This is a genomic window from Pseudomonas sp. ABa2, assembly GCF_056676075.1.
This window is the reverse complement of sequence record NZ_CM155239.1, coordinates 2,997,136-3,009,045: the sequence shown is the minus strand read 5'-3', so window position 1 is coordinate 3,009,045 and position 11,910 is coordinate 2,997,136. Positions and strand designations below refer to the sequence as shown.

General features: G+C 67.9%; 13 protein-coding genes. 7 read left to right on the top strand and 6 right to left on the bottom strand.

Going from position 1 to position 11,910, the window contains the following annotated elements; genetic code table 11:
• Positions 1 to 8 precede the first annotated feature (8 nt).
• Complete coding sequence (locus AC1G9C_RS14540) at positions 9 to 635, top strand: L-threonylcarbamoyladenylate synthase (RefSeq protein WP_021442452.1); 627 nt, start codon at positions 9 to 11, stop codon at positions 633 to 635.
• On the opposite strand, the gene AC1G9C_RS14535 is transcribed toward AC1G9C_RS14540, so the two are convergent.
• The gene (locus AC1G9C_RS14535; RefSeq protein ID WP_021442451.1) at positions 632 to 985 is read right to left on the bottom strand and encodes a PA2779 family protein; all 354 of its coding nucleotides are present in this window, start codon (positions 983 to 985) and stop codon (positions 632 to 634) included. The genes AC1G9C_RS14540 and AC1G9C_RS14535 overlap by 4 nt on opposite strands.
• 202 nt (positions 986 to 1,187) lie before the next feature.
• On the opposite strand from AC1G9C_RS14535, the gene AC1G9C_RS14530 reads away from it, so the two are divergent.
• The 5 genes from AC1G9C_RS14530 (at position 1,188) to rluB (ending at position 5,498) form a co-directional block, all read left to right on the top strand.
• Positions 1,188 to 2,363 carry a tryptophan--tRNA ligase gene (locus AC1G9C_RS14530; protein ID WP_480410414.1) on the top strand — a complete coding sequence of 392 codons (1,176 nt, stop codon included), beginning with the start codon at positions 1,188 to 1,190 and terminating at the stop codon, positions 2,361 to 2,363.
• Between the two features lie 128 nt (positions 2,364 to 2,491).
• The gene (locus AC1G9C_RS14525; protein ID WP_177342873.1) at positions 2,492 to 3,190 is read left to right on the top strand and encodes a segregation and condensation protein A; all 699 of its coding nucleotides are present in this window, start codon (positions 2,492 to 2,494) and stop codon (positions 3,188 to 3,190) included.
• Positions 3,187 to 3,978 carry an SMC-Scp complex subunit ScpB gene (scpB, locus tag AC1G9C_RS14520; protein WP_457787457.1) on the top strand — a complete coding sequence of 264 codons (792 nt, stop codon included), beginning with the start codon at positions 3,187 to 3,189 and terminating at the stop codon, positions 3,976 to 3,978. Before AC1G9C_RS14525 ends, scpB begins: the two co-directional genes overlap by 4 nt.
• A gap of 97 nt (positions 3,979 to 4,075) precedes the next feature.
• Positions 4,076 to 4,258 (top strand): DUF1289 domain-containing protein, encoded by a 183-nt coding sequence (locus tag AC1G9C_RS14515; RefSeq protein WP_021442447.1) that lies wholly within the window; start codon positions 4,076 to 4,078, stop codon positions 4,256 to 4,258.
• 82 nt (positions 4,259 to 4,340) lie between these two features.
• On the top strand, positions 4,341 to 5,498 hold the full coding sequence (gene rluB / locus AC1G9C_RS14510; protein ID WP_122108515.1) for a 23S rRNA pseudouridine(2605) synthase RluB: 1,158 nt from the start codon (positions 4,341 to 4,343) through the stop codon (positions 5,496 to 5,498).
• Between the two features lie 102 nt (positions 5,499 to 5,600).
• On the opposite strand, the gene AC1G9C_RS14505 is transcribed toward rluB, so the two are convergent.
• From AC1G9C_RS14505 to AC1G9C_RS14485, 5 genes are all read right to left on the bottom strand, one after another.
• Complete coding sequence (locus AC1G9C_RS14505; RefSeq protein ID WP_021444341.1) at positions 5,601 to 6,527, bottom strand: GGDEF domain-containing protein; 927 nt, start codon at positions 6,525 to 6,527, stop codon at positions 5,601 to 5,603.
• A gap of 242 nt (positions 6,528 to 6,769) precedes the next feature.
• Positions 6,770 to 7,510, bottom strand: a complete 741-nt coding sequence (locus AC1G9C_RS14500) for a YciK family oxidoreductase (RefSeq protein WP_021444340.1) — start codon at positions 7,508 to 7,510, stop codon at positions 6,770 to 6,772.
• Between the two features lie 54 nt (positions 7,511 to 7,564).
• Entirely contained in the window at positions 7,565 to 8,236 is a 672-nt protein-coding gene (mupP, locus tag AC1G9C_RS14495; protein WP_122108513.1) for an N-acetylmuramic acid 6-phosphate phosphatase MupP, read from the bottom strand.
• The gene (gene ubiG / locus AC1G9C_RS14490; RefSeq protein ID WP_122108512.1) at positions 8,236 to 8,934 is read right to left on the bottom strand and encodes a bifunctional 2-polyprenyl-6-hydroxyphenol methylase/3-demethylubiquinol 3-O-methyltransferase UbiG; all 699 of its coding nucleotides are present in this window, start codon (positions 8,932 to 8,934) and stop codon (positions 8,236 to 8,238) included. Before ubiG ends, mupP begins: the two co-directional genes overlap by 1 nt.
• Before the next feature lie 159 nt (positions 8,935 to 9,093).
• Positions 9,094 to 10,413: a TRZ/ATZ family hydrolase gene (locus tag AC1G9C_RS14485; RefSeq protein ID WP_457787455.1), complete on the bottom strand. Its 1,320-nt coding sequence runs from the start codon at positions 10,411 to 10,413 to the stop codon at positions 9,094 to 9,096.
• A 169-nt stretch (positions 10,414 to 10,582) separates the two neighbouring features.
• Between AC1G9C_RS14485 and mtnA the strand changes: the two genes are divergently transcribed.
• Entirely contained in the window at positions 10,583 to 11,659 is a 1,077-nt protein-coding gene (gene mtnA / locus AC1G9C_RS14480; RefSeq protein ID WP_480407947.1) for an S-methyl-5-thioribose-1-phosphate isomerase, read from the top strand.
• Positions 11,660 to 11,910: the final 251 nt, after the last annotated feature.

The following is an 11,910-nucleotide window of genomic DNA, read 5'->3' as shown; positions in this document are numbered from 1 at the left end:
GAGCAAACGTGAGTCAGTTTTTCCAGGTTCACCCGGAGAATCCCCAGGCGCGCCTGATCAAACAGGCGGTGGAGATCATCCGCGGCGGCGGCGTGGTGGTCTATCCGACCGATTCGTCCTATGCGCTGGGTTGCGCCATCGGCGACAAGAACGCGGTGGAGCGCATCCGCCGTCTGCGCCAGCTCGACGACAAGCACAACTTCACCCTGGTGTGCCGCGACCTGTCGCAGATCGGCCTGTTCGCCAAGGTCGATACCGCTGCCTTCCGCCTGCTGAAGAACCACACCCCGGGGCCCTACACCTTCATCCTCAATGCCACCCGCGAAGTGCCGCGCATGCTGCTGCACCCCAAGCGGCGCACCATCGGTCTGCGCGTGCCCGGCCACCCCATCGCCCTGGCGCTACTGGAGCAGCTAGGCGAACCGCTGATGAGCGTCAGCCTGATCCTGCCGGGCGACGACCTGCCGCTGTCCGATCCCTACGAGATGCGCCAGATCCTCGAGCACCAGGTCGAGCTGATCATCGACGGCGGCTTCGGTGGCCTGGAGGCCTCCACCGTGGTCAACCTGGCCGACGACGAGCCGGAAATCGTCCGCGTCGGCTGTGGCGATCCCTCGCCTTTTCTCAAGCCCTAGAGAATCAGCGCCACCAGTATCGCCACCAGCAAGATGATGATGAAGTCGGTGCCGCTCAGCGCGCCGGCCACCGGCAGGCTGTCGAGGCGTTGCGACAGGCTGGCGATTTCCGCCGGGGTCATGGCGTCGACCCGTTCGCGGGCCAGTTGCGGCGGTACGTCCATGGCCTGCAGGGCTTGCTGCACGTCGCTGCGGGCGAGCAGGGCGTCGAGCTTGGCGCGTTCGGCGGCGAGGTTCTGTTCGCTGAGGATTTCCTCGGTACCGATCATCTGCGCCTGGGCCGGCAGGGCCAAGGCGAACAGGCAGGCGAACAGCAGGCTGGCGCAGAGGGAGAGGGCATTGTTGTTCATGGTGTGCTCCCGGTGGGTTGTCGTGGGCCCCGGCGCGGCGAGCCGGCGCCGGCATCAATGTTTGGACTGGGCGTGGCGGACGGCGTTCCCGTCGGGGTTTTTCCGTTCGGCGCCTGGCTGCCCTATACTTCGCCGCCTTGTCTGTTCGTTTAGGTAAACCGGTTTGAGCCTTATCGACTCCGAGCGGCGCGTGCTGTCGGGCATGCGCCCCAGCGGCCGTCTACACCTCGGGCACTACCATGGCGTGCTGAAAAACTGGGTCAAGCTGCAGCACGAGTACGACTGCTTCTTCTGCATCGTCGACTGGCATGCGCTGACCACCGACTATGCCGAGGTCGGCCAGCTGTCGCAGCACGTCATGGACATGGCGGTGGACTGGCTGGCGGCGGGCGTCAGCCCTAGCTCGGCCACCCTGTTCATCCAGTCGCAGGTGCCCGAGCACGCCGAGCTGCACCTGCTGCTGTCGATGATCTGTCCGCTGAGCTGGCTGGAACGGGTGCCGTCCTACAAGGAGCAGCAGGAGCGCCAGGCCGGCAAGGACCTGTCCACCTACGGCTTTCTCGGCTACCCGCTGCTGCAGGCGGCGGACATCCTGCTGTACCGCGCCGGCGTGGTGCCGGTGGGAGCGGACCAACTGCCGCATATCGAGTTCGCCCGCGAAGTGGCGCGGCGTTTCAACCACCTGTACGGCAGCGAGCCGGATTTCGAACTCAAGGCCGAGGCCGCCATCGGCAAGCTCGGCAAGAAAGCCGGCAAGCTCTACAGCAGCCTGCGCAAGGCCTACCAGGAGCAGGGTGACGGCGAGGCGCTGGAGACCGCGCGGGCGCTGCTCAAGGAGCAGAGCAACATCACCCTGGGCGATCAGGAACGTCTGTTCGGCTATCTGGAGGGCAGCGCCAAGGTGATCCTCGCCGAACCCCAGCCGCTGCTCGCCGAGCTCGCGCGCATCCCCGGGCTGGACGGGCAGAAGATGGCCAAGTCCAGCGGCAACGCGATCTTCCTGCGCGACGGCGACGCCGAGATCGAGGAAAAACTGCGGCGCATGCCCACCGACCCGGCACGGGTGCACCGCGATGATCCGGGCGAGCCGCAGCGCTGCCCGGTGTGGCCGCTGCACCAGCTGTATTCCAGCGACGAGCAGCTGCATTGGGTGGTCAATGGCTGCCGCAGCGCCGCCATCGGCTGCCTGGACTGCAAGGGCGCGCTGTGCACGGCGCTGCAGAGTGAACTGGCGCCGCTGCAGCAGCGCGCCATCGATTACGAGGACAGCCCCGACCTGGTGCGCAGCATTCTCGCCGAGGGTGCCGAGCGCGCCCGCGACGAGGCCCGCGACACCCTGGCCGAGGTGCGCCTGGCCATGGGCCTGAAGTACCGATGAAGGAGCCGCAGCCGATGAGCGAATCCGTCGACAGCCAGGCCGGCGCGCAGCAGGAACTGCCCTTCGCCCTGGTCTACGGCGAGGCGGTCACCGAGCTGCCGCTGGACCTGTATATCCCGCCGGACGCCCTGGAGGTGTTTCTCGAAGCCTTCGAGGGGCCGCTGGACCTGCTGCTGTACCTGATCCGCAAGCAGAACATCGACATCCTCGACATCCCGGTGGCGGAAATCACCCGCCAGTACATGGGCTACGTCGAGCTGATGCACACCGTGCGCCTGGAGCTGGCCGCCGAGTACCTGGTGATGGCCGCCATGCTCGCCGAGATCAAGTCGCGCATGCTGCTGCCGCGCTCGGCCGAGGCCGAGGAGGAAGAGGACGATCCACGTGCCGAGCTGATCCGCCGGCTGCAGGAGTACGAGCGCTTCAAGGCCGCCGCCGAGGGCCTCGACGAGCTGCCGCGGGTCGGCCGCGACGTCGTCGTGCCGCGCCTGGACGCTCCCGAGGCGCGTGCGCGCAAGCTGCTGCCAGAGGTCAGCCTGGAAGAGCTGCTGCTGTCGATGGCCGAGGTGCTGCACCGCGCCGACATGTTCGAGAGTCACCAGATCACTCGCGAGGCGCTGTCCACCCGCGAGCGCATGAGCGAGGTACTCGAACGCCTCAAGGGCGGCGCTTTCGTGCCCTTCGTCGAGTTGTTCGCCGCCGAGGAGGGGCGCCTGGGGGTGGTGGTGACCTTTATGGCGGTGCTCGAATTGATCAAGGAATCCCTGGTCGAGCTGGTGCAGAATGAGCCCTTCGCCGCCATCCACGTCCGAGCCCGAGCCGAATGAACCTGACCGACCCCCGCGAACTGGCCCAGTTGCTCGAAGCCTTTCTGCTGGCTTCCGGCAAGCCGCAGTCCCTGGAGCGCCTGTACGAGCTGTTCGAGGAGGGCGAGCGACCGGAGCCGGCGCAGTTCAAGGCGGCGCTGGAGCTGTTGCGCGATTCCTGCGAGGGGCGCGCCTTCGAGCTCAAGGAGGTCGCCTCGGGTTACCGCCTGCAGGTGCGCGAGCGTTTCGCCCCCTGGGTCGGCCGGCTGTGGGAGGAACGTCCGCAGCGCTACTCGCGCGCGCTGCTGGAAACCCTGGCGCTGATCGCCTACCGCCAGCCCATCACCCGCGGCGAGATCGAGGACGTGCGCGGCGTGGCGGTCAACAGCAACATCACCAAGACCCTGCTCGAGCGCGAGTGGATTCGCGTGGTCGGCTACCGCGACGTGCCCGGGCGCCCGGCCATGTTCGCCACCACCAAGGGCTTTCTCGACCACTTCAACCTGAAAAGCCTCGACGAGCTGCCGCCGCTGGCCGCCCTGCGCGAGCTGGAACCGGAGCCCGAGCTGGCCCTGGACGACGACGCCGAGGTGCCGGCAGGGCTGCAGGCGCGCGCCGACCTGGCGCTACAGGAAGGCGGCGAAGTCGCCGAACCGCGCGAGGAAACCAGCTTCCGTAGCCTGCTGGCCGAACTGGACACCATGGAGCAGGGGTTGAAGACCGATTTCGACGACCTGCGCCTGGTCGAAGACGAGGAGCAGGGCGACGAGCGTATGGCCGACCTGGATGCCGACGAGTCGTTGCATTGAGTCTGTTTAAGCGCGGCATGCAATTCTTCAATCCCGCCTAGGCGCCTGCTGTCTATATCCTTGCCCGCATTCGATCAATGCCCGCAAGGTGGCCGTCATGAGCAAGAGTCCCTGCATCAAGGTCTGCGAATTCGAGCAGGATATCTGCCTGGGCTGCGGTCGCAGCCGCCAGGAAATCAAGGGCTGGAAGCGTTTGGACAAGGCCGGGCGGCGGGCGCTGCTGGCCGAGGCCGACATGCGCCTGCTGGCGCTGCAGGCGACCGGCCGGCGCAAGTTGTAACTCTCGGCTACCCTAAGAGTCCTGCCGCGCGTATGATTCGCGCCCCTTCGATCATCCGTTACTACACCGGGAGGTGCCCAAGATGACAGAGCACGAACAACCGCGTCCTGCAGGCGAGAAACTGCAGAAAGTCCTGGCTCGTCTGGGCCTGGCCTCGCGTCGCGAGATCGAGACCTGGATCGGCGAAGGTCGGGTCAAGGTCAATGGCGCCACCGCCAGCCTCGGCCAGCGCGTCGACAGCCATGACGCCATCGCCCTCGACGGCCGCCTGCTCAAGCGCGAAGAGATCGCCGGCTCGGTGCGCCGCGTGCTGATCTACAACAAGCCGGACGGCGAAATCTGCACCCGCGACGATCCGGAAGGCCGGCCCACCGTGTTCGACCGCCTGCCGCGGCCGAAAGAGGGGCGCTGGATCAATATCGGTCGCCTCGACATCAACACCACCGGGCTGCTGCTGTTCACCACCGACGGCGAACTGGCCAACCGCCTGATGCACCCCTCCTATCAGATGGACCGCGAGTACGCCGTGCGCGTACGCGGCGAAGTCACCGAGGAGATGCTGGAGAACCTCAAGCGCGGCGTCATGCTCGAGGATGGCCCGGCCAAGTTCACCGACATCAAGGAAGCGCCCGGCGGCGAGGGCTTCAACCACTGGTACCACTGCGTGGTGATGGAAGGCCGCAACCGCGAGGTGCGTCGTCTGTGGGAGTCCCAGGGGCTGGTGGTCAGTCGCCTGAAGCGGGTGCGCTTCGGTCCGGTATTCCTCACCTCCGAGCTGACCATGGGCCGCTGGCGCGAGATGGACCAGCGCGAGGTGGACATCCTCAGCGCCGAGGTCGGCCTGACCCCGCAGGCGCTGCCGGCGATGAAGGAGAAGGTGCGCGAGAAGCTCGATCGTCTGCAGCGCAAGTCGGCCAAGCCGGTGGACCCGCGGGCCAAGCGCGTGCTGCGCCCGGCCGCGGACGAGGCGGCCGGAGAAGGCGCCCGTCCAGCCCGTGCGCCGCGTTCGCAGGGCGGTGAACAACGTCCGCAGCGCGCGCCACGCAAGGACAGCGGCGAGCGTCGCGAGGGTGGTCGCGGCACGCCGGTGGCCGAGCGACCGAGCGACGTGAAGAAACGCCAGCCGCGCCCGGCGGTGGAGCTGGCCGAGCGTCCCGCGCGCAAACCGCGCCCGGCTGCGCCGAGCAAGCGTCCGCCGGCCGGCGACGGCCAGCGTCCGGGCTTCGGCCGCAAGCGCTAAGCGTCAGCCAGAAAAAAGGGGCCTCCGTATGGGGCCCCTTTTTTGTCCTGCCATTCGTGTTTGTCACCCTTGGGGCTACGAATCTGCAGCTTGCCGCGGCCTCTATCCCGCCATGGTCAGGCGATTGCGTCCCTCGCGTTTGGCGATATACAGGGCGCCGTCGGCGCGGCGCAGCAGGCTTTCGCTGGACTCGCCCGGCAGCAGGCTGGCGCAGCCGAGGCTGATGGACACCTCGATCGGCCGGCCGCCGTCCAGGCACTGCAGTTCCAGCACGGCGTAGCGCAGGCGCTCGCCGACCAGCGCCGCGGCCTCGCGGCAGGTGTTGGAGAGCACCACGAGAAACTCCTCGCCGCCGTAGCGGAACACCATGTCGATATTGCGCAGCTGGTTCTTCAGGGTCTGCGCCACGGCCTTGAGTACCTCGTCGCCGAGGGCGTGGCCGTGGCTGTCGTTGATCTGCTTGAAGTGATCGATATCCAGCATCAGCAGCGACAGCGGCTGCAGGTTGCGCCGGGCCAGGTCCACCTCGCGCTGCAGTACCTGGTCCATGGCGATGCGGTTGCCGGTGTCGGTCAGCGGGTCGCGTAGCGCGTTCTGCAGCGCGGTGCGGTAGAGCAGGGCGTTGCGCAGCGGAAACAGCAGGCAGGCCAGCAGCGATTCCAGTTGCGCCAGTTCGTCGTCGGCAAAGCGCAGCTTGCGGCGGAAGATCAGTTCGCCCAGGTACTCGCCCTCGTGGCTCAGGCGGTAGCCGGCCGAGTGCGGCGCCCGTTCGCCCAGCTCCAGGCGCAGGTCGTGGGTCGGATGGGCGAAGGCCAGGGCATCGAGCGGCACCAGGCGCTGCACTTCGCGGAAGAACAGGCTGACGATGCGCTCGGCGTCCAGGCTGGTCTGCAGCTGTAGGCCCAGCTGCTGGCGCAGCTCGACCAGGCTGGCGGGCTTGAGTGGCAGGTTGCGGTTGCCGGTGAAGCCCAGACGCTGCAGCTTGGCCGCGTCGAAATCGATGGTGTTGGTCTGGTTGGGGGGAACCATGGAGCTGATCCTCTGGCGCGATGTAGCGACGACGAGAGGGTTAGAGCGAATTTCATGCCAGCTGGTTCAAATGCGGCGAAAGCCCTGTGAAGTCAGTCACTTATGTATCGTGAAAGGTGGCCAATGGCCGGCTTTTGCCGGTTGTCCGGCGGGGAGGTGGCAATCTGATGCCGCTTGCGCCGGCGGGCGGCGGATTTCTGTCGCGGCGTAACCCGGCGGCGGGCGCCGGGTCTGCCTTAGCTTTACTGGGCGTCGAAGGCCTGGCCGTTGACGCCGCTGCTGTCCGGGCCCATCAGGTAGAGGTAGACCGGCATGATCTCCTCCGGCAGCGGACGGCTGGCCGGGTTCTCGCCCGGATAGGCCTGGGCGCGCATGGCGGTGCGGGTGGCGCCGGGGTTGACGCTGTTGGCGCGCACGTTGCCGATGCCGTCCAGTTCGTCGGCCATCACCTGCATCAGGCCCTCGGTGGCGAACTTGGATACCGCGTAGGCGCCCCAGTAGGCGCGGCCCTTGCGCCCGACGCTGCTGGAGGTGAACAGCACCGAGGCGTCGTCCGACAGCTTGAGCAGCGGCAGCAGGGTGCTGCTGAGCATGAACATGGCGTTGACGTTGACGTGCATCACGCGCATGAAGTTGTCGCCGGAGAGCTGCTCCAGCGGCGTGCGCGGGCCGAGGATCGAGGCATTGTGCAGCAGGCCGTCGAGGCGGCCGAATTCGTTCTCGATCATCACCGCCAGTTCGTCGTACTGGTGCGGCAGGGCGGTTTCCAGGTTGAAGGGAATCACCACCGGTTGCGGATGGCCGGCGGCCTCGATCTCGTCGTAGACCTGGCTGAGGTTGGCTTCGGTCTTGCCCAGCAGCAGCACGGTGGCGCCATGGGCGGCGAAGCTCTTGGCCGCCGCCGCGCCGATGCCGCGACCGGCGCCGGTGATCAGGATCACCCGGTCCTTGAGCAGGTTGGGGCGGGCTTGATAGTCGAACATGGATCGTATCTCGTGATGGCGTAGGTTGGGTTGAGCGCAGCGAAGCCCAACGAGTCAGCAGCTGCAGAGCGCGCGGTCGAGCACGGCGCGCAGCTCCAGCGGGTGGTCGACCACCACGTCGGCACCCCAATGGCGTGGGTTGTCGTCGGGGTGGATATAGCCGTAGGTGACCGCCGCGGTCTTGCAGCCGGCGGCGCGGCCAGACTCGATGTCGCGCGCATCGTCGCCGATGAACAGCACTTCGCCGGGCTGCACGCCGAGCTGCTCGCAGGCCAGAAGCAGCATGTCCGGCGCCGGCTTGCTCTGTTCGACGTGATCCGGGCAGACCAGCACGGCCGAGCGCTGGGCCAGGCCCAGGCGCTGCATGATCGGCTCGGCGTAGCGCAGCGGCTTGTTGGTGGCCACGCCCCACAGCAGGCGCGCCTGCTCGATGTCGCCGAGCAGGGCGTCGATGCCGTCGAACGGGCGGGTCAGCACCGCGCAGTGCTCCTGGTAGCGTTCGAGGAATTCCTGGCGCAGGGCCTCGAAGGCGGCCGAGTCCGGGTCGTCGGCGAAGGCGCAGGCGACCATGGCGCGGGCGCCGCCGGAGACCTGGTCGCGAATCGCCTTGTCCGCCAGCGGCGGCAGGCCGCGGGCGGCGCGCATGGCCTGGGTGATGGCGATGAAGTCCGGCGCCGAGTCGAGCAGGGTGCCGTCCATGTCGAAGAGAACCGCGCGCAGGCGCATCAGGCCTCCTTCAGGGTCTGGATCATGTAGTTGACGTCGACGTCGGCTTCCAGCTTGTAGTGCTTGGTCAGCGGGTTGTAGGTCAGGCCGACGATATCCTTGACCTCCAGGCCGGCGGCGCGGCTCCAGGCGCCCAGCTCGGAGGGGCGGATGAATTTCTTGAAATCGTGGGTGCCGCGCGGCAGCAGGCGCAGCAGGTACTCGGCACCGATCACCGCGAACAGGTAGGCCTTGGGATTGCGGTTGATGGTGGAGAAGAACACCTGGCCGCCGGGCTTGACCAGTTTGTGGCAGGCGCGGATCACCGAGGACGGGTCGGGCACGTGTTCGAGCATCTCCAGGCAGGTGACCACGTCGAACTGGCCGGGCAGTTCCTCGGCCAGGGCTTCGGCGGTGCTCTGCCGGTACTCCACCTCGACGCCGGACTCCAGCTGGTGCAGCTGGGCCACCGACAGCGGCGCCTCGCCCATGTCGATGCCCATCACCGTGGCACCGCGCTGGGCCATGGCCTCGCTGAGAATGCCGCCGCCGCAGCCGACGTCCAGCACGCGCTTGCCGGCCAGACCGACGCGTTCGTCGATCCAGTTGACCCGCAGCGGGTTGATGTCGTGCAGGGGTTTGAACTCGCTCTGAAGGTCCCACCAGCGATGGGCCAGGGCCTCGAATTTGGCGATTTCGGCGCGGTCGACGTTGCTCATAGGGTTCTCTGCAAAAGCCTTGAATTCGGTGTGCCGCCCATGTTGCCAGTTTCGGCGGCGGCATTGGGCGACGCGGGGACTCTCAATGTATGTCAGTTTGTCGCAGTCGTATCGGTGTTGTGGCCTGGACGGACCGCTATTTCCTGGGTTTCAGCCGGATTACCGCTTGGCGATCCGCTCGCCCCAGGCCCTGGCCCGGGCGATCAGCTCGTCTTCGTCCATGCGCGTCAGGCGGCGCTCGTCGAGCAGCTGCTTGCCGCCGACCCACAGGTGCTTCACGCAGTCGCGGCCGCTGGCGTAGATCAGCTGCGACACCGGATCGTAGATCGGCTGCTGGGCCAGCCCCGAGAGGTCGAAGGCGACCAGGTCGGCCAGCTTGCCGACTTCCAGCGAGCCGATCTGGGCGTCCAGGCCGAGCGCGCGGGCGCCGCCCAGGGTAGCCATGCGCAGCGCGCTGTGGGCGTTCAGGGCGGTGGCCGAGCCGGCCACGGCCTTGGCCAGCAGCGCGGCGGTGCGGGTCTCGCCGAGCAGGTCGAGGTCGTTGTTGCTCGCCGCGCCGTCGGTGCCGATGGCGACGTTGACCCCGGCCTGCCACAGGCGCTCGACCGGGCAGAAGCCGCTGGCCAGCTTGAGGTTGGATTCCGGGCAGTGGATCACGCTGCAGTTGTGCTCCACCAGCAGCGCCAGGTCGGCGTCGTCGATCTGGGTCATGTGCACGGCCTGGAAGCGCGGGCCGAGCAGGCCGAGCCGGGCCAGGCGGGCCAGCGGCCGCTCGCCGCGCTGGGCCAGGGCCTCGGTCACTTCCTGGGCGGTCTCGTGCACGTGCATATGGATGCCGGCGTCCAGCTCGTCGGCCAACACGCGGATCTGCTCGAGCTTGTCGTCGCTCACCGTGTAGGGGGCGTGCGGGCCGAAAGCGATGCGGATGCGCGGGTGCTGCTTGAGGTCGTCGAACAGCTGCAGGCCCTTGCGCAGCGCCTCGGCGGCGTCGCGCGCGCCGGGGATGGCGAAGTCCAGCACGGGAATGGTGATCTGCGCGCGCATGCCGGCGTTGTGCACCCGCTCGGCGGCGACCTGCGGGTAGAAGTACATGTCGGAGAAACAGCTGATGCCGCCCTTGAGCTGCTCGGCGATGGCCAGGTCGGTGCCGTCGCGGACGAAGGCCTCGTCGACCCACTTGGCCTCGGCCGGCCAGATGTGCTCGTGCAGCCAGGTCATCAGCGGCAGGTCGTCGGCGATGCCGCGCAGCAGGCTCATGGCGGCGTGGCCGTGGGCGTTGACCAGGCCGGGGGCGAGCAGGCAGTCCGGCAGTTCGCGCACCTCGCGGGCGGGCTGGCGCAGGGCCTCGGCGCGCGGCGCGAGCAGGACGATGCGGCCGTCGCGGATGCCCAGGGCATGTTCGCGCAGCACCACGCCGGCCGGCTCCACGGGCACCAGCCAGGTGGGCAGGAGCAGCAGGTCGAGAGGGGCGTCGGGCATGGTCGGCGGTCCGCTTGGCGTGAAGGTTGCGTGTGAAGGTCGCCAGTGTATAGAGGAACATCCGGCGCTTGAAGTCGAAGGCCGGCGCGGCGCGGCTGGATTCTTCGGTCGGCAGCTGCTTGTCTGCGTATAATCCGCGATTTTTTGGCGGCGAAGGGCGAGGTGTGCGATGCGCGAGCAATTGCTGGCGGCGGAGAAGGTTCAGGCAATCGACTGGCGCGACGGCGCCCTGTACCTGCTCGATCAGCGTCGGTTGCCGCAGCGCCAGACCTGGCTGCGCTTCGATTCGGCGGCAGCGGTGGCCGAGGCGATCACCGACATGGTGGTGCGCGGTGCGCCGGCCATCGGCATCGCCGCCGCCTATGGTCTGGTGCTGGCGGCGCGTGCGCGGCTGCAGGCCGGCGGCGACTGGCGCGCGGCGCTGGAGGCCGACTTCGCCCGGCTCGGCGAGTCGCGGCCGACCGCGGTCAACCTGTCCTGGGCGCTGCAGCGCATGCGCGAGCGCCTGCAGCGGCTCAAGGACGGCGAAGAGGTGCTGGCCCAGCTCGAAGCCGAGGCCGTCGCCATCCACACCAGCGACCGCGAAGCCAACCTGACCATGGCCCAGCTGGGCATGGAGCTTATCCGCAAGCATCAGGGCAATCCGCAGGTGCTGCTGACCCACTGCAACGCCGGCGCCCTGGCCACCGGCGGTTTCGGCACCGCACTGGGGGTGATCCGTGCGGCTCATCTGCAGGGCCTGGTCGAGCACGTGCATGTCGACGAGACCCGGCCCTGGCTGCAGGGCGCGCGCCTGACCGCCTGGGAGCTGGCCGGCGACGGCGTGCCGGTGAGCCTGAACGCCGACGCCGCGGCGGCGCACCTGATGAAGACCAAGGGCATCAGCTGGGTGATAGTCGGCGCCGACCGCATCACCGCCAACGGCGACGTGGCCAACAAGATCGGCACCTATCAGCTGGCGGTCAACGCCATGCACCACGGCGTGCGCTTCATGGTGGTGGCGCCCAGCTCGACCATCGACATGGCGCTGGACAGCGGCGAAGACATCGTCCTGGAGGAGCGTGACGGCGCCGAGCTGCTGGAAGTCGCCGGGCAGCGGGTGGCGGCGGAGGTGGCGGTGGTCAATCCGGTGTTCGACGTGACGCCTGCCGATCTGATCGATTACATCGTGACCGAGAAAGGTGTGGTCGAGCGTCCGGACAGCGCCAAGATGGCCCAGTTGATGTGTCGCAAGCGTCTGCACTGAGCTGGCTGTGCTGCTTCGCTTAAGGTGAGGCGGTGTCGTTCGCGGCGTCCATCGGCGCTCGACCCTCGCCATTCGCGGCGGGCTGGCCCGCCGTCCTCTCGTCCCGCCCTGGGCCGGTTCCGGGGTAGGTGTGCGGCACGCTTTGTGGTAATCTCCGGCAGTTTTCAAGGGGGCTGCTCGCGGCCGCCTTCACTGCATCGAATCGTGGCATAACTCGTTGATTTGTCGTGAGTCGCTGATGGCCTGAGGCC